The organism is Pseudomonas sp. YQ_5 (assembly GCF_043103305.1).
GTDB classification, from domain to species: Bacteria; Pseudomonadota; Gammaproteobacteria; order Pseudomonadales; family Pseudomonadaceae; genus Aquipseudomonas; species Aquipseudomonas putida_Y.
This window is the reverse complement of record NZ_JBICJS010000037.1, coordinates 58,850-80,314: the sequence shown is the minus strand read 5'-3', so window position 1 is coordinate 80,314 and position 21,465 is coordinate 58,850. Positions and strand designations below refer to the sequence as shown.

Here is a 21,465-nt window from a genome sequence, read left to right as displayed (position 1 = left end):
TGTCATCCGCGTTTCAAGCTGGCGCGTTCTGGGCCTATAATGAAACCCTTTTCGCCCAATGATTTTGCGGAGCTGGTGATGGTTGAACGTAAGGCTTCCGTCGAGCGCAATACCCTGGAAACCCAGGTCAAGTGCTCGATCAACCTCGATGGCAGTGGCAAGGCCCGATTCGATATCGGTGTGCCCTTCCTTGAACACATGCTGGACCAGATCGCCCGCCATGGGCTGATCGATCTGGATATCGAGTGCAAGGGTGACACGCATATCGACGATCACCATACCGTCGAAGACGTCGGCATCACCCTGGGCATGGCATTCGCCCAAGCCATCGGTGACAAGAAAGGTATCTTCCGCTACGGCCACGCCTACGTGCCGCTGGACGAAGCGCTGTCACGCGTGGTCATCGACTTCTCTGGCCGCCCAGGCCTGCAGATGCACGTGCCGTATACCCGTGCCAGCGTTGGTGGCTTCGATGTCGACCTGTTCCAGGAGTTTTTCCAGGGCTTCGTCAACCATGCCCTGGTAACCCTGCACATCGATAACCTGCGTGGTCACAACACCCACCACCAGATCGAAACCGTATTCAAGGCTTTCGGCCGCGCCCTGCGCATGGCCATCACTCTCGACGAGCGTATGGCCGGGCAGATGCCTTCCACCAAAGGGTGCCTGTAAATGCAAACGGTAGCCGTAATCGACTATGGCATGGGTAACCTGCACTCGGTGGCCAAGGCGCTTGAGCACGTAGGTGCCGGTAAAGTGCTAGTTACCAGCGATGCCTCAGTGATCCGCGAGGCCGACCGTGTGGTGTTCCCGGGCGTGGGCGCGATTCGCGACTGCATGGCCGAGATCCGCCGCCTTGGCTTCGACAGCCTGGTGCGCGAAGTCAGCCAGGACCGCCCGTTCCTCGGCATCTGCGTCGGTATGCAGGCGCTGCTCGAACACAGTGAGGAAAACACCGGCGTCGACTGCATCGGCCTGTTCCCTGGCCAGGTGCGTTTTTTCGGCAAAGACCTGCAAGAAGACGGCGAGCACCTTAAGGTGCCGCACATGGGCTGGAACGAAGTCGCCCAGACCATCGACCACCCGCTGTGGCACGACATCCCTGACCGCGCACGTTTTTACTTCGTGCACAGCTACTACATCAATGCCGGCAAACCGGGCCAGGTGGTGGGGCGCGGTCACTATGGCGTCGACTTCGCCGCAGCGCTGGCCGACGGTTCGCGCTTTGCCGTGCAGTTCCACCCGGAGAAGAGCCATACCCATGGCCTGCAACTGCTGCAGAATTTCATCGCCTGGGACGGGCGCTGGTAAATGAGCAGGTCGAAGACCAAGGCCCCGAGCATCACCCTTGCCCCCGAACAGGAGCGCGAAGCGCTCGATACCTTGAAGCGCTTCCTCGAAGACCGCTTCGAGCTGCAGTTGGGGTCATTCGAGGTGGCCGAGGTCCTCGAGCTGTTCAGCAAAGAGATTGCACCCCATTACTACAACAGGGCGATTGCCGATGTTCAGCTGCACCTCAAGGAGCGGTTCGAGAGCATCGAAAGCGACCTGTGGGCACTCGAGAAGCCCTGAAACCCAACAAATAGACAGGTTCCCAAGATGCTGATTATCCCCGCTATCGATCTGAAGGACGGTGCTTGCGTGCGCCTGCGCCAGGGCCGCATGGAAGACTCTACGGTATTTTCCGACGACCCGGTGAGCATGGCCGCCAAGTGGGTCGAGGGTGGCTGCCGCCGCCTGCACCTGGTCGACCTCAACGGCGCCTTCGAAGGCCAGCCGGTCAATGGTGAAGTGGTTACCGCCATCGCCAAGCGCTACCCGAACCTGCCGATCCAGATCGGCGGCGGTATCCGTTCGCTGGAAACCATCGAACACTACGTCAAGGCTGGCGTCAGCTACGTGATCATCGGCACCAAGGCAGTCAAGCAGCCCGAGTTCGTCGCTGAAGCGTGCAAAGCCTTCCCGGGCAAGGTCATCGTCGGCCTGGACGCCAAGGACGGTTTCGTCGCCACCGATGGTTGGGCCGAAGTCAGCTCGGTGCAGGTCATCGACCTGGCCAAGCGTTTCGAGGCCGATGGCGTCTCGGCGATCGTCTACACCGACATCGCAAAGGACGGCATGATGCAGGGCTGCAACGTGCCCTTCACCAAGGCACTGGCTGAAGCCACCCGTATCCCGGTGATCGCCTCGGGTGGCATTCACAACCTGGGCGACATCAAGGCCCTGCTGGACGCCAAGGCCCCGGGCATCATCGGCGCCATCACTGGCCGTGCCATCTACGAAGGCACCCTGGATGTCGCTGAGGCCCAGGCCTTCTGTGACAACTACCAAGGCTGAGGACTGAACCATGGCACTGGCCAAGCGCATTATCCCTTGCCTGGACGTGGACAACGGCCGGGTGGTCAAGGGCGTCAAGTTCGAGAACATCCGTGACGCCGGCGACCCGGTGGAAATCGCCCGTCGCTACGACGAGCAAGGTGCCGACGAAATCACCTTTCTCGACATCACCGCCAGCGTCGATGGCCGCGACACCACGCTGCATACCGTCGAGCGCATGGCCAGCCAGGTGTTCATCCCGCTGACGGTCGGAGGTGGCGTGCGTACCGTGCAGGACATCCGCAACCTGCTCAACGCCGGTGCCGACAAGGTCTCGATCAACACCGCCGCGGTGTTCAACCCAGAGTTTGTCGGCGAGGCGGCGGACCGTTTCGGCTCGCAGTGCATCGTTGTCGCCATCGATGCCAAGAAAGTGTCCGGGCCAGGTGAAGAGCCGCGCTGGGAGATTTTCACTCACGGCGGGCGCAAGCCGACCGGGCTGGATGCAGTCGAGTGGGCGAAGAAGATGGAAGGCCTGGGCGCTGGCGAGATCCTGCTGACCAGCATGGACCAGGACGGCATGAAGAACGGCTTCGACCTGGGGGTCACCCGCGCTATCAGTGATGCGCTGGGCATTCCGGTGATTGCCTCGGGGGGCGTGGGTAACCTGCAGCACCTGGCCGACGGCATTCTGGAAGGGCACGCCAGCGCGGTGCTGGCGGCCAGCATCTTCCACTTTGGCGAGTACACAGTGCCGGAGGCCAAGGCCTACATGGCTTCGCGCGGGATTGTCGTTCGCTGATCCATTGATCGGGGCTGCTTTGCAGCCCTTCGCGGGCACGCCCGCTCCCACAGAGATCTCAGCAAGCCTGTGGGAGCGGGCGTGCCCGCGAAGGGCCGCGAAGCGGCCCCAATTGCCTCAACCGAGGTTCTTGCCGAGCAGCGCGTGGTAAAGCTCGGTATCCCCGAGAATCCCCACCACCTTGTCGTTATCCTGCAGCACCAGCTTGTTGCCGGTCTGATAACGAATCTGCAGTGCGTCACGCATGCCAATATCGGCGTGCACCACAGTCGGCCTGCGCTCCAGCAGCTCCACATCTTGCCCCGGTGCCCATTTCTGCATGTCCAGACCGTTCTGGCCCTGGCGTGCACGCTTGAGCGCGCCGCCTTCGCCAAGGTCCAGCCACGAATCGATACCTGGGTCCAGGCACACCGAGCCATTGACCCGTTTGCAGTTGTCCAGGCTGCGCATCAGGCTGCGGCCGCACAGCACGTTCAGCGGGTTGGTATGGGCGACGAAGGTGCGCACGTATTCGTCGGCCGGGTTCAGCACGATCTCCTCCGGTTTGCTGTACTGGATGATCCGCCCGTCTTTCATGATCGCAATGCGGGTACCCAGTTTCAGCGCTTCGTCCAGGTCGTGGCTGACGAACACGATGGTTTTGCTCAGCTTGGCCTGCAGGCCAAGCAGCTCATCTTGCAGGCCCTGGCGGATCAGGGGATCCAGCGCCGAGAACGGTTCGTCCATCAGCAAGATGTCGGCATCCATCGCCAGCGCCCGGGCCAGGCCCACGCGCTGTTGCATGCCGCCAGAAAGCTCATCCGGCTTCTTGTTGCGCCACTGGGTCAGGCCCACCAGCTCAAGCTTCTCGTCGACCAGCTTGCGCCGTTCCTTTTCCGGACGACCCTGCATCTCCAAGCCAAAGCTGATGTTCTCGCGCACCGTCAGCCAGGGCATCAGGGCAAACTTCTGGAACACCATGGCAATGCGCTTGGTGCGCATCATCTTCAGTTCGGCCGCGGAGCAGTTGGCAATGTCGATGTGCCTGCCTTCGTGCTCGACGAACAACTTGCCGCGGCTGACGGTGTTGAGGCCGTTGATGCAGCGCAGCAGGCTCGACTTGCCCGAGCCGGACAAGCCCATCAGCACGCAGATCTCGCCTTTGTTGATATCGAGGTTGGCCTTTTCGACACCCACCACCAGGCCGGTCTGCTTGAGGATCTGCTCGCGGGTCTGGCCTTGGTCCAGCAGCGACAGTGCCTCGCGCGGCTTGTTGGAGAAGATGACGTCGACGTCTTCGAAACGAATGATGCTCATGCCTCACCCCTTACCGGCAGTTCCGGTTGCTTGCAGATACGGTCGAGCATGATTGCCAGCAGCACAATCGCCAGGCCCGCTTCGAAGCCCAGGGAGATATCGGCGGTGTTCAGTGCGTTGACCACAGGTTTGCCCAGGCCGTCAGCGCCGACCAGGGCGGCAATTACCACCATCGACAGCGACAGCATGATGCATTGAGTGACACCGGCGGCGATGCTTGGCATCGCGTGCGGAAGTTCGATACGGGTAAGCAGTTGCCGACGCGAGCAGCCAAAGGCCTTGCCGGCGTCCATCAACTCTTGCGGCACGTCGCAGATGCCCAGGTAGGTCAGGCGAATGGGCGCTGCGATGGCGAACACCACGGTGGAGATCAGCCCCGGTACCACGCCCAGGCCGAACAGGGTCAGGGTAGGGATCAGGTAGACGAAGGTGGGCACCGTCTGCATCAGGTCGAGCACCGGGCGCATGGCGGTATAGAACATCGGTTTGTGCGCGGCGAGGATGCCCAGTGGTACGCCGATCAACACACATACCACCGTGGCGAAGGTGACCTGCGCCAGGGTTTCCATGGTTTCCTGCCAGTAACCCAGGTTGAGGATCAGCAGGAACGACAGGGCAACGAACGCGGTAAGCGCCCACTTGCGCTGGATCAGGTGCGCCAGGGCGGCGAACAGGGCGATGAGAACGAGCGGGTTGAACCAGGTAAGGATACTGGTAACCCCGTAGATCATGAACTCCAGGCCTTGCGCGATGGCGTCGAAGTAATTCGCGCCATGCTGGGTCAGCCATTCGACGAACGACGCGATGTACTGGCCCAAAGGTATTTTCTGATCGATAAGCATGATAGCGAGCTTCCACCTGCATAGATTGAAATCAACCCGGAGCAGGCACGGTCCTGCCCCGAGGTAGCGCTACTGCGTAGTTCGTTATTGCGTAAGCTTGGCCTTGGCCGCCTCCAGGCCGGGTTTGCCATCAACGGTAGTTACGCCGGCCAGCCAGGCATCCAGCTTGCCTGGGTTGTCCTTGATCCATTTTCTGGCGGCGGCTTCGGGTTTCATCTTGTCGTCCAGGACATAGCCCATCATGGTGCTTTCATCCTTGAGCTCGAACGACAGGTTTTTAAGCAGTTGGCCAACGTTGCTGCATTCCTGCGTATACCCCTTGCGGGTGTTGGTCAGCACGGTGGCCTTGCCGAAGTCGGGGCCGAAGAATTCGTCCCCGCCGGTCAGGTACTGCATCTTGAAGCGAGTGTTCATCGGGTGTGGCTCCCAGCCCAGGAACACCATTGCCTCGCCGCGTTTCTGCGCGCGATCAACCTGCGACAGCATGCCCGCCTCGCTGGACTGCACGATCTTGAAACCGGCGTCCTTCAAGCCAAAGGCGTTCTTGTCGATCATGCTCTGGATGGTGCGGTTGCCGTCGTTACCCGGTTCGATGCCGTAGATCTTGCCGTTCAGTTCTTTCTTGAACTTGGGAATGTCGCTGAAATCCTTCAGGCCCTTGTCATACAGCGCCTGGGGGACTGCCAGGGTGTACTTGGCGTTTTCCAGGTTGGCGCGCACGGTTTCTACCGTGCCGGCGTCGCGGTATTGCTTGATGTCGTTCTCCATGGTCGGCATCCAGTTGCCGAGAAACACGTCCAGGTCCTTGCCGGTGGCCAGCGACTTGTAGGTCACCGGTACCGAGATCATGGTGGTGTGGGTCTTGTAACCCAGTGCTTCGAGCACAACGCTGGTGGTCGCGGTCGTGACTGTGATGTCGGTCCAGCCGACATCGGAGAAGCGTACAGTCTGACACTGCTCGGGTTCGGCTGCCTGGGCCAGCAATGGCGCGGACAGCAACGCAACCAGCAACAGCGAGGGTGAACCTTTCATGGATGGACTCCTGAGATATTGTCTTCGGGTTCGCGTGGGTCGCCGGGCTTTCTGAGGGTCCGGTCGACCAGGCCTGCAGAGGGCAGGATGCGTGGCCGTGCTTTACGAGTCGCTTTCGATAATCCTCCAGCGCCGGGCAATCGCCTACTGGTGGGGTCGTATCCAGTACGGAACGGGTCGTATCCAGTATGGGCGATGTCGCTTATGGATTTTTCCACCCCCTCACACGCATTTTTGCGTCACCAGGCCGCTGGAAAACGGCGCGGTGGGCGCAGTTCCTCGTTAAAAACAGCGCGGCGCTGCTGGACAAAAGTACGTCGGTTGCAGACGGCGAGGTGGGCGGTAAAAGCCCGATGATGCTGGCATTCAAGGCGGCCCGCTGTTTGAGCCTAGCAGCTACTCCGCCCTGCGCATGGCGCGCAGAGACAAGCCCAGCAAGAGGTGATTCGACAATGGCCATCAGCGTGTTCGACCTGTTCAAGATCGGTGTCGGGCCCTCCAGCTCCCACACCGTCGGCCCCATGCGTGCTGGCGCCCTGTTCGTTCAGGGCCTGCGCGAACGCGGCGAGCTGGAACGTGTAAAACGGATCGAAGTGCGCCTGTATGGCTCGCTGTCGGCCACCGGTATTGGTCATGGCACCGACAACGCCACCATCATGGGCCTGATGGGCGAGTGGCCTGACGCCATTGACCCGACCCAGATCGTGCCGCGTATCGCCGACCTGCGCGAAACCAACACCCTGCAGCTGGATAGCCGCTTGCCCATCGAGTTCGTCTGGGCCCGCGACATGCTGCTGCTGGACGAGAACCTGCCGTATCACCCCAACGCCATGACCCTGATTGCCGAAGGCGAGCAGGGCGAGTTGCACCGCGACACCTATTACTCGGTGGGTGGCGGCTTTGTAGTCGATGCAGCCCAAGCCGCCAGCGGTGTGCTGGATGCTGACCAGACGGTGTTGCCGTACGACTTCAACAGCGCCGCCGAACTGCTGCGCCTGTGCAAGCAAAACGACCTCAGCGTGTCGCAATTGATGATGGCCAACGAGAAGGTCTGGCGCAGCGAGGAAGACATCCGCGCTGGCCTGCACAAGCTCTGGGAAGCCATGCAGGAATGCGTCAACAACGGCCTCAAGTACGAGGGCACGCTACCAGGCGGGCTGAACGTGCGCCGCCGCGCCGCCAAGCTGCACCGCAGCCTGCAGGAAATCGGCAAGCCCAACGTGATCGGCTCGACCATGAGCGCCATGGAATGGGTCAACCTGTTCGCCTTGGCGGTCAATGAAGAAAACGCCGCCGGCGGGCGCATGGTGACCGCACCGACCAACGGCGCGGCGGGCATCATCCCGGCGGTGCTGCATTACTACATGCGTTTCAGTGATGAGGTTGATGAGTCCAGCGTTGTCGATTACTTCCTGGCCGCCGCCGCCGTGGGCATCCTGTGCAAGAAGAACGCCTCGATCTCTGGTGCCGAAGTAGGTTGCCAGGGGGAAGTCGGCTCGGCCTGCGCAATGGCCGCAGCAGGCCTTGCCGAAGTACTCGGCGCCACTCCCGCACAGGTTGAGAACGCCGCTGAAATTGCCCTGGAACATAACCTTGGCCTGACCTGCGACCCGGTTGGCGGGTTGGTGCAAGTGCCCTGCATCGAGCGCAACGCGATTGCTGCGGTGAAGGCCATCAACGCGGTGCAGATGGCGTTACGCGGTGATGGTGAGCACTTCATTTCCCTCGACCAGGTAATCCGCACCATGCGCGATACCGGGGCCGATATGCACGACAAGTACAAAGAGACCTCGCGCGGTGGCCTGGCGGTCAGCGCTATCGAGTGCTGATTTGCTGATCTGACCTCCAGGGCATCTTCGCGGGCAAGCCCGCTCCTACAGGAACTGTGCCATCCCTGTAGGAGCGGGCTTGCCCGCGAAGATGCCCTGGAGGCTGATGAGGTGCAGCACAACCGCCAATGCCTCGTTATGGTGCGATGAGGGGCGCCCCACCTACCGATTGTCGGATGTCGCGATCAGTGTGGGCGTTGTCGGTGACACTTAAGGGTGTCGCTTCTGGGAAACCCACGCGGCACGTGTCACTAAACTGCTCAACCGTTACAGGCAACGCGCTAGCTCGCCTGTTCTGGACGACTGGCCAGCACGATGCAAGTACTTGAAATGCCCAATAAAGGCGTCGTTTTCAGGTTTTTTTGGATGGCCGTTCAAGTTTAGGCACGGCGTTTGCGTTGAGATTGGCAAGCCTACCCCCGGAAAATGACCGAGGGGTCATAACAAGAAGTAAGTGCCCGCCTGAGGCACACCCTGCATTTGTGTGAGGAGAAATCGCGATGACGTCGTACAACTCCGGGAATCCAACCCAGAACCGCACAACACCCCAGTCCATCGGGTTTCTTCTATTGGACAATTTCACCCTGATTTCCCTGGCATCGGCGGTCGAGCCGCTGCGCATGGCCAACCAGCTGTCTGGCCGTGAGCTGTATCGGTGGCACACGCTGACGATCGATGGCGGTCAGGTGTGGGCCAGCGATGGTCTGCAAATCACACCGGATGCGGCAATCAGTAATGCTCCGCCCATCGACACCGTGATTGTCTGTGGTGGTGTTGGCATCCAGCGTTCCGTCACCCGTGAACACGTCACCTGGTTGCAAGCCCAGGCCCGTCAGTCGCGCAGGTTGGGTGCCGTGTGCACCGGCAGTTGGGCACTGGCCTGCGCTGGCCTGCTCGACGGCTTCGATTGCAGCGTGCACTGGGAATGCCTGGCCGCAATGCAGGAAGCCTTCCCGCGGGTGAACATGAGCACCCGCCTGTTCACCCTTGACCGCAACCGCTTCACCAGCTCCGGTGGTACCGCGCCGCTGGACATGATGCTGCACCTGATCAGCCGTGATCACGGCCGTGAGCTGTCGGCGGCGATTTCCGAGATGTTCGTCTACGAGCGTATTCGCAACGAGCAGGACCACCAGCGTGTGCCGCTCAAACACATGCTTGGCACCAACCAGCCGAAGTTGCAGGAAATCGTCGCGTTGATGGAGGCCAATCTGGAGGAGCCGATCGACCTGGACGAACTGGCGGTGTATGTATCGGTTTCGCGACGCCAGCTTGAGCGCCTGTTCCAGAAGTACCTGCACTGCTCGCCGTCGCGCTACTACCTGAAGTTGCGCCTGATCCGTGCGCGGCAGCTGCTGAAGCAGACGCCAATGTCGATCATCGAAGTGGCATCGGTGTGCGGATTCGTGTCGACCCCGCACTTCTCCAAGTGCTATCGCGAGTACTTTGGCATTCCGCCGCGTGACGAGCGTGTGGGCTCCAACACCGCGCAGCAGGTGGCCATGATGCCGATTCCGCAGGCCATGACCCTGTCGCCGCACAGCGGGCCGATGGCGGCCCTTAGCCAGGCGCGCAACGAGTCGACATTTGCCAGTGTAAGGCTCTGATATCGAGTCGACTTTTTCGCGGGACAAGCCCACCCCCACAGATCACCCGCTAACTTGAGTCAGCGGGTGATCTGTGGGGGTGGGCTTGTCCCGCGAAGGGGCCGTTTTTGGGTAAATGAATTACGCGCGTTTGTTGAACTGCGCCAGCGCCGGCAACAGCTGCTTGTCGATGGCCTGGCGCACTGCCGGCAGGATCGTCGCACTACCGGTGTACATCTGCTCCACCATCCCCTTCAGCGCTCGCGCATTGGGCTCGTTCAGCCCACGAACCACCGCTTCACAAGCCTGTTCGGCACTGGCCCCGGCAGGAATATCGAAACCGCGCGCGCGCAAGTGGCCGGCGAGGTCGTCCTGATCAATCAAATCCGCATGCATCATGGCTGTTGTCCCTTTTATCGCTAAGAGAGTGCTGCTGTGATTTACGACCGATTCTGTGACGTGCGCGACAGCCTCGCAAGGACAGAATGTCGCCATGGCTGCTTTGGCTAAGAACAGGTCGTTTACGACTAAATCCCCTACCAGGCAAGCACGCACACTGAAGCCATTCACGGTACAGAGGGTTTGGTCACCCTCGCTCACGCACAGTGGATGTTGCTCGCTCTTGGCCCCGGTAGCTCACGGCTTTCCGGGGTTATTTTTTGCAACTGTTATTTATATTGGTTTTTGGGAATCGATGTCCGTGGACGAGTAAGGCTCCGATATCTGGAGCATGAACTTGGACCGGGAAAAATTAAAGTTCGGCTTGTTAGGTGCTGTGTTTATTTTTGCAGGGTGTACAGCCTCGGAGCATTCGAATTATCTCGAAGGTTTAGCCGGCACGCTATTTCAGATTAAATCTGATCAGCGCCGTGAAGCACTTGAAAGTGTTAGCAAGGATAATGATGTCGATCCCGTGCGGGCTGAGGTAAAGACTTCGACAGTGGATTACCCCGAGCAAGTTATGTCCGTCAACATTTTTACATGGTAAAGAGCTGTTAGGCGGAAAAATAACTTTTCTGGGGCATAACCACGGATGTACATTTTGGCGGTGGTAAACCAGAAGTGTTCAGATTTACAAGAAGACTGACCGGGCCAGTATATAGAGCGTTCGCTATGGTTGTCCGCTTCTGTACTGTCTGATTGTTGCGAGTGAAGGCGCCAGGGTGCTTCGTATCTATGGAGACCTTGGCGCCGGCTCCCTGGTCATTCAAGAAGGAAGTTTTAAGGTGCGCCCGATGTATTGCGGCGCCGGCGCCCCCTCCTGTTGCTCTGCCAAGTGGTTCAATTGGTAAACAGTGGTGTGCCCAAAAGGCGCTGACTGCGGCCCCGCCAGGTCCACGTGCAGCAACATCTGCTCGCTCGCCGCCAGGACCTCGTTGAACCCTGCCCGGTGCAGGCTGTGATACACGTGAAGACGCTTGTGGTCGAACCCGATGATCTGCGTCTGCACCCACACCTCGGTGCCCAGCTTCACCTCGTGCAGATAATTGATATGCGCCTCCAGCGTGAACAGCGAATTACCGCTTTGCCCGCGGCTATCGGCGTCCAGGCCGATGCGCTCCATCAGGGCGTCGGTCGCGTAGCTGAAGATCAGCAGGTAGAAGGCATCGCGCAGGTGCCCGTTGTAATCGACCCAGTCCTCCTGGACCGTGGTGCGGTAAGTGATCAAAGCAGGCATCTTGGTCTCCTTAATCGCCAAACGACATGCCGTGGCTGGCCTTGCTGGACTTCACCGCTTCCAGTACCGCCAGCAAGGTGTCGTCACGGTAGCGCTCCAGTGCAGCGATGCTGCGCTCGCCCTGTTGCTCAGCGGTGCCGCTCACCACATCGTCGATCAGCTTGTCGGTCAGTTCCGGTGCTGGCAGGTACGTCCAGGGCAGCTTCAGGGCAGGGCCGAACTGTGACATGAAGTGGCGCATGCCGGCATCGCCACCGGCCAGGGTATAGGTAAGGAATGTGCCCATGAACGACCAGCGCAAGCCTGCGCCGAAGCGGATCGCGTCGTCGATTTCGCCCGTGGTGGCAACCCCGTCGTTGACCAGGTGCAGAGCCTCGCGCCATAGCGCTTCGAGCAGGCGGTCTGCGATGAAGCCTGGCACTTCCTTGCGCACATGCAGTGGGCGCATGCCGAGGGCGGTGTAGATGGTTTTGGCAGCTTCAATGGCCTCGGGTGAGGTGCGGCTGCCGCCGACGATCTCGACCAGCGGCAGCAGGTACACCGGGTTGAACGGGTGGCCGACGACGCAGCGTTCAGGGTGAGTGGACGACTCGTAGAACTCGCTGGGCAGCAGGCCCGAAGTGCTTGAACCGATGATTGCGTCAGGCTTGGCTGCGGCGCTGATTTTGGCGTGCAGGTCGAGCTTGAGGTCCAGGCGCTCTGGTGCGCTTTCCTGGATGAAATCGGCGTTACGCACGCATTCCTCGATGGTCGCCACGAACTTCAGGCGGTCTTGCGATGCGCCGGGTGCCAGGCCCTGTTTTTCTAGCGCCGGCCAGGCGTTGGCGATCCGTTTGCGCAGTGCCTGTTCGGCGTCGGGCGCCGGGTCCCAGGCCACCACGTCCAGGCCGTGGGCCAGGGCGCGGGCGACCCAGCCGCTGCCGATCACGCCGCTACCCAGGGCGGCGAAGGTTTTGATTTCAGTGATAAAGGGCATAGCTAGTCCTCAGGGTAAAACACAGTCATCAGGGTTACTGCCTAACCCTGTGGGAGCGGGCATGCCCGCGAACACCGGCGCGGCCGGTGCCATCCATCGCGTTGCCTGCTTCGCGGGCACGCCCGCTCCCACAGGGTCTTCGGTGCATTTGCGATCGTTGGATCAGCGGCGCTTGAGGTTCATTTTTTCTCGGCCTTCTGCCGGGCTGAGCACGCGGCCACCCATGCGGGTGATGATCTCGCTTGCGCGTTCCACCAGTTGGCCATTGCTGGCCAGCACGCCACGGTCCAGATACAGGTTGTCCTCCAGACCTACCCGCACATTGCCGCCGAGCAACACAGCCTGAGCAGCCATAGGCATCTGCATGCGGCCGATGCCGAAGCCGGCCCAGGTGACGTTGGCTGGCAGGTTGTCGACCATGGCCTTCATGGTGGTGGTGTCGGCCGGTGCGCCCCACGGGATGCCCAGGCACAGCTGGAACAACGGGTCTTCGAGCAGGCCTTCCTTGATCATTTGCTTGGCGAACCACAGGTGGCCTGTGTCGAAGATTTCCAGCTCGGCCTTCACGCCCAGTTCGGTGATGCGCTTGGCGCCGGCGCGCAGTTGGGCCGGGGTGGACACATAGATTGAGTTGCCGTCACCAAAGTTGAGGGTGCCGCAATCGAGGGTGCAGATTTCCGGCAACAGTGCTTCGACATGGGCCAGGCGCTCCAGCGGGCCGATCAAGTCGGTGCCCGGGCCGAACTCCAGCGGCGTTTCACCCGGGCCGATTTCCAGGTCGCCGCCCATGCCGGCGGTGAGATTGACGATGATGTCCACGTCAGCTTCGCGGATGCGTTCCATGACTTCGCGGTAGAGGTTTACATCACGGCTGAAACGGCCGGTCTGCGGGTCGCGGACGTGGCAGTGGACCACGGTGGCACCTGCTTTGGCGGCTTCCACGGCGGCTTCGGCGATCTGCTTGGGGGTAACCGGGACCAGGTGGCTTTTCGAGGCGGTGTCGCCGGCGCCGGTGAGGGCACAGGTGATGATGACGTCGTGGTTCATGGTGCAGTTCCTTGTGATGTCTGTGTTGGCTTTTTCGCGGGCATGCCCGCTCCCACAGGATCAATGTGATCCCGAGTGTGGCGGCGTACCTGTGGGAGCGGGCGTTCCCGCGAAAGGGCCCTGTCAGTTGGCGGTAAGCTTGAGGTTGTCCGCAGCCGGCTTGCCATCGAAGGTGGTCACACCCTCAAGCCAGCGCGCCTTGTCATCGGGGTGGTCCTTGAGCCACTGGCGGGCTGATTCCAGCGCGTCCTTGTGGTCGAGCAGTGGCTGCATCATGCGGCTCTCGTCCTCGGCGCTGAACTTAAGGTTGGCCAGCAGGCGGTGGGCATTGGGGCAGCGTTCGGCGTAGTCCGGCGCCGTCACCGTCCACACCGTCGCACGGCCTTCGTCAGGGCCGAGCGCATCCCAGCTGTCACCTAGGTAGGCCATGTCGATGTTCACGTTCATCGGGTGCGGCGCCCAGCCGAAGAACACCACGGCCTCCTTGCGCCGCACCGCGCGGTCGACGGCGGCGAGCATGCCGGCCTCGCTGGACTCGACCAGCTGGAACTTGCCCAGGTCGAACTGGTTCTTGGTGATCATTGCCTTGATCTGGGTGTTGGCGCCGGAACCCGGTTCAATGCCATAGATCTTGCCGCCCAGCTCTTTCTCGAACTTGTGGATGTCGGCGAAGGTCTTCAGGCCCTTGTCGTAGAGGTATTTCGGCACGGCCAAGGTGGCGCGCGCGTCTTCCAGGCTTGGCTTGTCCAGCACTTTGACCTGGTTGGCATCGATGAACGGGGTAATGGTCTGAGTCATGATCGGGTTCCAGTACCCCAGGAACATGTCCAGGCGCTTGTCGCGGATGCCGGCGAAGATGATCTGTTGCGAGGCACTGGTCTGTTTGGTCTGGTACCCCAGGCCGTCGAGCAGCACCTGGGCCATGGCGCTGGTGGCAATGACGTCGGTCCAGTTGACCACACCAAGGCGCACGTTTTTGCAGGCGGCGGGCTCGGCGGCGAAAAGCGGGGTGGCAACGATGCTGCTCAGGGCAAGTGACAACAGGCTGCGGCGGATCAAGCTGTGCATGGTGGCTCTCCATCGGCAGTGCGTATTGTTATTGAGGGCGGCCTCTGCGGACCGTGTGAATACGCTACGCTGGCGCTACCTTGCCCAAGCGCACGCTAGCGACAGGAATTAGCACCTGGGCGACCAGTTTTCTGTGGAGGAGGGGATGATGGAGACGATAGCCTTTCTGTTGGTGCCCGGGTTTTCCGCCATGGGGTTCATTTCGGCGGTGGAGCCACTGCGGGTGGCCAATCGTTTTGGTGGGCAGTTGTACCGGTGGCAGGTGCTAAGCCTGGATGGTGAAGCGGTGCTGGCGAGCAATGGCATGTCGATCAATGCCGATGCCGCCTTGGGGGAGGGGGAGCCGGCCAACATCCTGCTGGTGGTTGCGGGCTTCGAGCCACTGGCCAATGTCGCACCCAAACTGCTGCATGCGCTGCGCCGGCTCAACCACGAAGCTGTCATGCTCGGTGGTATCGACACGGGCGCGATGGTGCTGGCCGAGGCAGGGCTGCTCGAGGGCTACCGAGCGACATTGCATTGGGAGGCGCTTGAGGCATTCAAGGAACGCTATCCAGGCCTTCAGGCCACCCAAGAGCTGTTCGAGATTGACCGCAGCCGCATCACCTGTGCCGGCGGAACGGCCTCGATCGATTTGATGCTGCACCTGATTGCCCAGTCTCACGGCAGCGAACTGGCGGTCAAGGTGTCCGAGCAGTTCGTGCTGGGTCGCATCCGTCAGCGCCAGGACCACCAGCGCATGCAGATCGGTGCGCGTTATGGCATCAGCAACAAGAAGCTGATCCATGCCATCGGCGAAATGGAAAAACACATAGAGCCACCACTGAGCACGCTGGATCTGGCTGCCGCGATCAGGGTAACAAGGCGTCAATTGGAGCGTTTGTTTCGCATGCACCTTGATGCCACACCGAGCAGTTTCTATCTCGCGTTACGGCTGGACAAGGCGCGCCAGCTGCTGGCCCAGACCGACATGTCGGTGACTGAAGTCAGCCTTGCCTGTGGGTTTGAACTGCCATCGTATTTCACGCGGCGCTACAAGCTCAGGTTTGGAAGGTGCCCGCGGGAGGAGCGTCGGCCTGGGGGTACAAAGTGAGCTTCAATCCAGCTCGCGCTCGAGAATCGCCCTCAGTTTTTCACGATTCCTTGCTTGCAGATCCTTGCGAAGCGAGGCAAAACCCGCTGCATTGAAGCGTGCACCCAGATGGTCGAATATCAGGTTCAACTTTCTGGTGGGCTCGACCGGGTCGGTAATGCAGTAGGTGTAAAACAGGATCGCAACCGGAACCTGGTCCCCTTCATGGTCCATTTCGATGCTTAGATGTGAAGAGGCGTTCATTACGGTGAAAGTATGCGTACCTGCCGACTGCAGAGCGGCTTGAACATTTTCTTCAAGGCTCTTGAACCAAGGCCCTTTCTCGCGGGGCGGGGGTAGATAGCCACTGTACACATCGCTCAATGCAAGCAGGTGCGGCTCATACACAATGGTTTTATGTGTATGTTCGAACAGGGTGAATTTCAATGATTGCAAGGTGGCGAGAGCGACAGCGAACCATTGCTGAGGCTGGGTCTCCATCGAGTATTTTTCATTGGCCATCGCTTGTGAATAACGCAGGCATAGCTGCAAATCTTCCCATGTCTCGAGTGTCAGCCAGGGCGCAGGCTTGATTCTTAGCCGCTCCTCGAATATTCGGGTGTCCAGGCTTGTATCGCCCATGTGGCATTGCTCCTCGATGGATGCATATGACCAGAACCGGGTACCAGCGCGCTCTGGTACCCGGCCTCGCTAATCAGATAGCGAGAAACGCGGCGATGTCGCCTTTGATCTTCTCGTTCACAAGATCACGTGCAGCGTCGAAGTGACGAACGCTGAACGTGCCCTGCTGCGACGCGCGATAGACGCGGGTAGAGGTTTTGTCGACCTTGCGGGTCAGGGCGCCTTCACGCTCGACTTTCGAGTCGTAGCTGGCCTGGAAGCTGGTCATGTGCATCGCCGGCAGGCCTTGTGGCGTCATTTCGCACTGGGCGACCACGAAGTTGCTCGATTTGCCGGATTCGCTGTGGCTGTGCTTTTCCAGATGCGCCTTGACTTCCGGTTTCTGCACGACAATTTGCAGAACACGCCTGGCGCAGGCGGCGCGACGAGGGTCCGCAGAGACACTGATTGTGACGGACTTGGTGATCAGCTCTGCCAAAGTCAGGTTGTCCTCATCAATGGCATCTTCGGCATGTGCTGCACCCGTCATGGTCCAGCCGAACTTGATCAGGCCATCGTTGTAGAAGTTGTACCACTCGCGCTGCTGGGTTTCCTTGTCGAACTTCTTGTTGGCCAGTTCGGTCATCAAGCGCATGCCGGCCAGGATGTCTTCTGCAATGTTGGCAGGGACATTGTCAGCGAAGACGCAGATGGTCTGGCCGGTAGCGGCTACGCGCTCTTGACCCTCTTTGCGGATTTTTTCCATTTCAACTTTGATGTCAGCCACTTTGTAATTCCTTGATAGTTGTGAGTTCCAAGACACACATGGTGAGCACGTGGTCTGAGGGCACTATCGAGTAATTACGCAGGGGACATCAGCGGCATGTTGTTCCTCTGGAGTTGATCGTTCACTCGCGCGTACTGATCAATCTTCGGGTGCCAGCTCGTCACCGTTTTGCAGGCCCAGGCTGCGCAAGTACTCCGCTCGCTCATCGCTGCGCTGTGCAATGCAGCTGTTCCAGGCGATCTGGTAGGCCTTGCTGCCTGGTTGTTCAGCATGGGTTTCGACCTTGCAGTCTGCATCGCGCAGTTGGCTCCAGACTTGCTCAGCTGCCTCTAATCGCGACATCAGGCCAGTCTCGTCGCCAAACTGATCACGCATGCGCGCGACCAGGTCGTCGTAGGCCGACTGCAGCTCACGCTCGGCGATCTGCTTGTTGAATGCTGCGCAGGCGAAGGTCTGCTGGTCGGTCTCCACATTGTCGCAAGGTGTGCTTTCTTCCTCGCCGGCCTGGGCCCCGCTCACGATGGCCAGCAGCACCAGCCATGCCATTGATTTCATCCGCTTTCTCCTCAACAGGCTGTCGAATCGCAGGGATTCTCGCTCAGCCTGAGGCCAGGTGGTAGCTCCCTGACCAAATGTTCATGCAGCGGTCGCAAATGGCGTTATCGAGACTGCCTCTCATCGCCGAAAGACGCGCCAGACGTGCTCATGTCGCGCATTGACGCTTTCGGCAAACCCCCTGTCGTTTTTGCACCGGGGCGCCTCGGGGCACAGGCATATGCTGGCCTCAAAGCGCCGGCAGAAGGTTTGGCGCGACCCAACTCTATAAAAGGGGACAGCCTGATGAGCCCAGCCGAATTACACGCCGACAGCATCGTCATCGATGGCCTGATCATCGCCAAATGGAACCGCGAGCTGTTCGAAGACATGCGCAAAGGCGGCCTCACTGCGGCCAACTGCACGGTGTCGGTCTGGGAAGGGTTCAAGGCTACCGTCGACAACATCGCGTCCAGCCAGAAACTGATCCGCGACAACAGCGACCTGGTGATGCCGGTGCGCACCACCGCCGACATCCGCAAGGCCAAGGAGCTGGGCAAGACCGGCATCCTCTTCGGCTTCCAGAACGCCCATGCGTTCGAGGACCAGATCGCTTATGTGGACGTGTTCAAGCAGCTGGGCGTGGGCATCGTGCAGATGTGCTACAACACCCAGAACCTGGTTGGCACCGGCTGCTACGAGCGTGACGGCGGGCTGTCCGGCTTCGGCCGCGAGATCGTTGCCGAGATGAACCGTGTCGGCATCATGTGCGACCTGTCCCACGTCGGCTCCAAGACTTCCGAAGAAGTCATCCTCGAATCGAAAAAGCCGGTGTGCTACTCGCACTGCCTGCCCTCGGGCCTGAAAGAGCACCCGCGCAACAAGTCGGACGAAGAGCTGAAGTTCATCGCCGATCACGGCGGTTTCGTTGGCGTCACCATGTTCGCGCCGTTCCTGGCCAAAGGCATTGACTCGACCATCGATGACTACGCCGAAGCCATCGAGTACACCATGAATATCGTCGGTGAAGACGCCATCGGTATCGGTACCGACTTCACCCAGGGTCACGGCCAGGACTTCTTCGAATACCTTACCCATGACAAGGGCTACGCCCGCCGTCTGACCAACTTCGGCAAGATCATCAACCCACTGGGCATTCGCACTGTCGGCGAATTCCCCAACCTCACCGAGACCTTGCTCAAGCGCGGCCACTCCGAGCGTGTGGTACGCAAGATCATGGGCGAGAACTGGGTAAACGTCCTCAAGGATGTCTGGGGCGAGTAAGCCGCTCTCCAAGCCTGATAGCCCCTGCCAGCAACGCCGGGGCACCCACAAAAAATTTTTATGGAGTTGAGTTTCCATGGCCAAAATCGCCCCGCAATTGCCAATCGAAGTCGACAGCGAGACCGGTGTCTGGACCAGCGACGCCTTGCCGATGCTGTATGTGCCTCGGCATTTCTTCGTCAATAACCATATGGGCATCGAGGAAGTGCTGGGCGCCGACGCCTATGCCGAAATCCTCTACAAGGCTGGCTACAAGTCCGCTTGGCACTGGTGTGAAAAAGAGGCCGAGTGCCATGGCCTGGAAGGCGTAGCGGTGTTCGAGCACTACATGAAGCGTCTGAGCCAGCGTGGCTGGGGCCTGTTCGAGATCCAGGATATCGACCTGGATAAAGGTACCTGCAGCGTCAAGCTCAAGCACTCGGCATTCGTGTACGTCTATGGCAAGTGCGGCCGCAAGGTCGACTACATGTTCACCGGCTGGTTCGCTGGCGCGATGGACCAGATTCTTGCTGCCCGCGGCAGCAAGATCCGCACCGTGGCCGAGCAGGTCTATGGCGGGTCGGAAGAAGGCCACGAAGATGGCCTGTTCATTACAAAGCCGTTGTAAGCCGGAGATAGCGTCATGGCATTCGAAGCAATGTTCCAGCCGATTCAGATCGGCAAACTGACCATCCGCAACCGTGTGCTCAGCACCGCGCACGCCGAGGTCTACGCCACTGACGGCGGCATGACGACCGACCGCTATGTGAAGTACTACGAAGAGAAGGCCAAGGGCGGCATCGGCCTGGCCATCTGTGGCGGCTCATCGGTGGTGGCCATCGACAGCCCGCAGGAGTGGTGGGCATCGGTCAACTTGTCGACCGACCGCATCATCCCGCACTTCCAGAATCTTGCCGACGCCATGCACAAGCATGGCGCCAAGATCATGATCCAGATTACCCACATGGGCCGTCGCTCGCGTTGGGACGGCTTCAACTGGCCGACGCTGATGTCGCCGTCGGGCATTCGCGAACCTGTGCACCGCGCCACCTGCAAAACCATCGAGGTGGAAGAGATCTGGCGGGTAATCGGCAACTACGCGCAGGCTGCGCGTCGCGCCAAAGAGGGTGGCCTGGACGGCGTGGAATTGTCGGCGGTGCACCAGCACATGATCGACCAGTTCTGGAGCCCGCGGGTCAACAAGCGTACCGACGAATGGGGCGGCACCTTTGAAGGCCGCATGAAATTCGGCCTGGAAGTACTGAAAGCCGTGCGCGCCGAAGTGGGTGACGACTTCTGCGTGGGCATGCGTATCTGTGGTGACGAGTTCCACCCCGATGGCCTCAGCCACGAGGACATGAAGCAGATCGCCGCCTACTACGACGCCACCGGCATGCTCGACTTCATCGGCGTGGTCGGCTCGGGTTGCGATACCCACAACACCCTGGCCAACGTCATCCCCAACATGAGCTACCCGCCGGAGCCGTTCCTGCACCTGGCGGCCGGTATCAAGGAAGTGGTCAAGGTCCCGGTGCTGCACGCGCAGAACATCAAAGACCCGAACCAGGCCACGCGCATCCTTGAAGGCGGCTACGTGGACATGGTCGGCATGACCCGTGCACACATTGCAGACCCGCACCTGATCGCCAAGATCAAGATGGGCCAGATCGACCAGATCAAACAGTGCGTCGGTGCCAACTACTGCATCGACCGCCAGTACCAGGGCCTGGATGTGCTGTGCATCCAGAACGCCGCAACTTCCCGTGAATACATGGGTGTGCCGCACATCATCGAGAAGACCACTGGCGTCAAGCGCAAGGTGGTGGTGGTTGGCGCAGGCCCTGCCGGGATGGAAGCGGCCCGCGTGGCTGCTGAACGCGGCCACGATGTGACCCTGTTCGAGAAGAGGGACCAGATCGGCGGGCAGATCACCATCGCCGCCAAGGCCCCGCAGCGTGACCAGATTGCCGGTATCACCCGCTGGTACCAGCTTGAACTGGCTCGCCTGAAAGTCGACTTGCGCCTGGGCACTGCCGCTGATGTGGCCGCCATTCAGGACCTGCGCCCGGACGTCATCGTGCTGGCGGTAGGTGGGCACTCGTTCCTGGAGCAGAACGAGCACTGGGGCGCCGCTGAAGGGCTGGTGGTCAGCAGCTGGGATGTGCTCGATGGCAAGGTAGCGCCGGGCAAGAACGTGTTGGTGTACGACACCATCTGCGAATTCACCGGTATGTCGGTCGCCGACTTCATCGCCGACAAAGGCAGCCAGGTCGAGATCGTCACCGACGACATCAAGCCAGGCGTGGCCATGGGGGGTACCACCTTCCCCACCTACTACCGCAGCATGTACCCCAAAGAAGTGATCATGACCGGCGACATGATGCTGGAAAAGGTCTACCGCGAAGGCGACAAGCTGGTGGCGGTACTGGAGAACGAATACACCGGCGCCAAGGAAGAGCGCGTGGTCGATCAGGTAGTGGTTGAGAACGGCGTGCGCCCTGACGAAGAGCTGTACTACGCGCTCAAGGAAGGTTCGCGCAACAAGGGCCAGATCGACGTGGAGGCGCTGTTCGCCATCAAGCCACAGCCGATCCTCAGCCAGCCGGGCGAAGGCTACCTGCTGTACCGCATCGGCGACTGCGTGGCCCAGCGCAACGTGCATGCGGCGATCTACGACGCCTTGCGCCTCTGCAAGGACTTCTGATCGTTAACAGTC

The 21,465-nt window shown here is 60.4% G+C and carries 23 protein-coding genes; 12 read left to right on the top strand and 11 right to left on the bottom strand.

Annotated elements, in window-relative coordinates:
* Positions 1–78 precede the first annotated feature (78 nt).
* Genes hisB through hisF form a run of 5 tightly spaced genes read left to right on the top strand, consistent with a single transcriptional unit; the run spans position 79 to position 3,118 of the window.
* A complete protein-coding gene (gene hisB, locus ACF8EA_RS06680; RefSeq protein WP_003255736.1) occupies positions 79–672 on the top strand; it encodes an imidazoleglycerol-phosphate dehydratase HisB in 594 nt (197 codons plus the stop codon).
* A complete protein-coding gene (hisH, locus tag ACF8EA_RS06675) occupies positions 673–1,311 on the top strand; it encodes an imidazole glycerol phosphate synthase subunit HisH (RefSeq protein ID WP_176683582.1) in 639 nt (212 codons plus the stop codon).
* Positions 1,312–1,572, top strand: a complete 261-nt coding sequence (locus ACF8EA_RS06670) for a DUF2164 domain-containing protein (RefSeq protein WP_021782634.1) — start codon at positions 1,312–1,314, stop codon at positions 1,570–1,572.
* A gap of 27 nt (positions 1,573–1,599) precedes the next feature.
* Positions 1,600–2,337: a 1-(5-phosphoribosyl)-5-[(5-phosphoribosylamino)methylideneamino]imidazole-4-carboxamide isomerase gene (gene hisA / locus ACF8EA_RS06665; protein ID WP_003255731.1), complete on the top strand. Its 738-nt coding sequence runs from the start codon at positions 1,600–1,602 to the stop codon at positions 2,335–2,337.
* Positions 2,338–2,347: 10 nt separating this feature from the next.
* Positions 2,348–3,118, top strand: a complete 771-nt coding sequence (hisF, locus tag ACF8EA_RS06660; protein ID WP_013970495.1) for an imidazole glycerol phosphate synthase subunit HisF — start codon at positions 2,348–2,350, stop codon at positions 3,116–3,118.
* Positions 3,119–3,235: 117 nt separating this feature from the next.
* Here hisF and choV read toward each other — a convergent pair whose 3' ends face one another.
* The 3 genes from choV to ACF8EA_RS06645 form a co-directional block, all read right to left on the bottom strand.
* Positions 3,236–4,414 (bottom strand): choline ABC transporter ATP-binding protein, encoded by a 1,179-nt coding sequence (choV, locus tag ACF8EA_RS06655; RefSeq protein WP_021782635.1) that lies wholly within the window; start codon positions 4,412–4,414, stop codon positions 3,236–3,238.
* Positions 4,411–5,259: a choline ABC transporter permease subunit gene (choW, locus tag ACF8EA_RS06650; RefSeq protein ID WP_172402799.1), complete on the bottom strand. Its 849-nt coding sequence runs from the start codon at positions 5,257–5,259 to the stop codon at positions 4,411–4,413. Before choW ends, choV begins: the two co-directional genes overlap by 4 nt.
* 81 nt (positions 5,260–5,340) lie before the next feature.
* The gene (locus ACF8EA_RS06645) at positions 5,341–6,288 is read right to left on the bottom strand and encodes a choline ABC transporter substrate-binding protein (protein WP_021782637.1); all 948 of its coding nucleotides are present in this window, start codon (positions 6,286–6,288) and stop codon (positions 5,341–5,343) included.
* Positions 6,289–6,740: 452 nt separating this feature from the next.
* Between ACF8EA_RS06645 and ACF8EA_RS06640 the strand changes: the two genes are divergently transcribed.
* Together ACF8EA_RS06640 and ACF8EA_RS06635 are read left to right on the top strand one after the other, a co-directional pair.
* Positions 6,741–8,117: an L-serine ammonia-lyase gene (locus ACF8EA_RS06640; RefSeq protein ID WP_019439081.1), complete on the top strand. Its 1,377-nt coding sequence runs from the start codon at positions 6,741–6,743 to the stop codon at positions 8,115–8,117.
* A gap of 500 nt (positions 8,118–8,617) precedes the next feature.
* Positions 8,618–9,724 carry a GlxA family transcriptional regulator gene (locus ACF8EA_RS06635; protein WP_021782638.1) on the top strand — a complete coding sequence of 369 codons (1,107 nt, stop codon included), beginning with the start codon at positions 8,618–8,620 and terminating at the stop codon, positions 9,722–9,724.
* Positions 9,725–9,844: 120 nt separating this feature from the next.
* On the opposite strand, the gene ACF8EA_RS06630 is transcribed toward ACF8EA_RS06635, so the two are convergent.
* Positions 9,845–10,102 (bottom strand): hypothetical protein, encoded by a 258-nt coding sequence (locus ACF8EA_RS06630; protein ID WP_021782639.1) that lies wholly within the window; start codon positions 10,100–10,102, stop codon positions 9,845–9,847.
* Positions 10,103–10,439: 337 nt separating this feature from the next.
* Here ACF8EA_RS06630 and ACF8EA_RS06625 point away from each other — a divergent pair, with 337 nt between their 5' ends.
* Positions 10,440–10,691: a hypothetical protein gene (locus ACF8EA_RS06625; protein WP_274148594.1), complete on the top strand. Its 252-nt coding sequence runs from the start codon at positions 10,440–10,442 to the stop codon at positions 10,689–10,691.
* A 219-nt stretch (positions 10,692–10,910) separates the two neighbouring features.
* Here ACF8EA_RS06625 and ACF8EA_RS06620 read toward each other — a convergent pair whose 3' ends face one another.
* The 4 genes from ACF8EA_RS06620 to choX all read right to left on the bottom strand — a co-directional run bounded on the left by ACF8EA_RS06620 (position 10,911) and on the right by choX (position 14,472).
* Positions 10,911–11,381 (bottom strand): thioesterase family protein, encoded by a 471-nt coding sequence (locus ACF8EA_RS06620; protein ID WP_392521331.1) that lies wholly within the window; start codon positions 11,379–11,381, stop codon positions 10,911–10,913.
* Positions 11,382–11,391: 10 nt separating this feature from the next.
* Entirely contained in the window at positions 11,392–12,357 is a 966-nt protein-coding gene (locus ACF8EA_RS06615) for an L-carnitine dehydrogenase (RefSeq protein ID WP_392521330.1), read from the bottom strand.
* Between the two features lie 162 nt (positions 12,358–12,519).
* Positions 12,520–13,404, bottom strand: a complete 885-nt coding sequence (locus ACF8EA_RS06610; RefSeq protein ID WP_323600713.1) for a 3-keto-5-aminohexanoate cleavage protein — start codon at positions 13,402–13,404, stop codon at positions 12,520–12,522.
* A 123-nt stretch (positions 13,405–13,527) separates the two neighbouring features.
* A complete protein-coding gene (gene choX, locus ACF8EA_RS06605; RefSeq protein WP_392521329.1) occupies positions 13,528–14,472 on the bottom strand; it encodes a choline ABC transporter substrate-binding protein in 945 nt (314 codons plus the stop codon).
* A gap of 145 nt (positions 14,473–14,617) precedes the next feature.
* Here choX and ACF8EA_RS06600 point away from each other — a divergent pair, with 145 nt between their 5' ends.
* Positions 14,618–15,565, top strand: coding sequence for a GlxA family transcriptional regulator (locus tag ACF8EA_RS06600; RefSeq protein WP_021782645.1), 948 nt, complete (start codon positions 14,618–14,620; stop codon positions 15,563–15,565).
* A gap of 3 nt (positions 15,566–15,568) precedes the next feature.
* Here ACF8EA_RS06600 and ACF8EA_RS06595 read toward each other — a convergent pair whose 3' ends face one another.
* The 3 genes from ACF8EA_RS06595 to ACF8EA_RS06585 form a co-directional block, all read right to left on the bottom strand.
* Positions 15,569–16,186, bottom strand: coding sequence for a hypothetical protein (locus ACF8EA_RS06595; RefSeq protein ID WP_021782646.1), 618 nt, complete (start codon positions 16,184–16,186; stop codon positions 15,569–15,571).
* Between the two features lie 73 nt (positions 16,187–16,259).
* Complete coding sequence (locus ACF8EA_RS06590) at positions 16,260–16,952, bottom strand: hypothetical protein (RefSeq protein ID WP_003255705.1); 693 nt, start codon at positions 16,950–16,952, stop codon at positions 16,260–16,262.
* A 138-nt stretch (positions 16,953–17,090) separates the two neighbouring features.
* Positions 17,091–17,507 carry a lysozyme inhibitor LprI family protein gene (locus ACF8EA_RS06585; protein ID WP_392521328.1) on the bottom strand — a complete coding sequence of 139 codons (417 nt, stop codon included), beginning with the start codon at positions 17,505–17,507 and terminating at the stop codon, positions 17,091–17,093.
* Positions 17,508–17,792: 285 nt separating this feature from the next.
* On the opposite strand from ACF8EA_RS06585, the gene ACF8EA_RS06580 reads away from it, so the two are divergent.
* The 3 genes from ACF8EA_RS06580 (at position 17,793) to dgcA (ending at position 21,453) form a co-directional block, all read left to right on the top strand.
* Complete coding sequence (locus tag ACF8EA_RS06580; RefSeq protein ID WP_003255700.1) at positions 17,793–18,770, top strand: dipeptidase; 978 nt, start codon at positions 17,793–17,795, stop codon at positions 18,768–18,770.
* Between the two features lie 76 nt (positions 18,771–18,846).
* Positions 18,847–19,377: a DUF5943 domain-containing protein gene (locus ACF8EA_RS06575; RefSeq protein ID WP_021782648.1), complete on the top strand. Its 531-nt coding sequence runs from the start codon at positions 18,847–18,849 to the stop codon at positions 19,375–19,377.
* Positions 19,378–19,392: 15 nt separating this feature from the next.
* On the top strand, positions 19,393–21,453 hold the full coding sequence (gene dgcA, locus ACF8EA_RS06570) for a dimethylglycine demethylation protein DgcA (RefSeq protein ID WP_323600710.1): 2,061 nt from the start codon (positions 19,393–19,395) through the stop codon (positions 21,451–21,453).
* Positions 21,454–21,465: the final 12 nt, after the last annotated feature.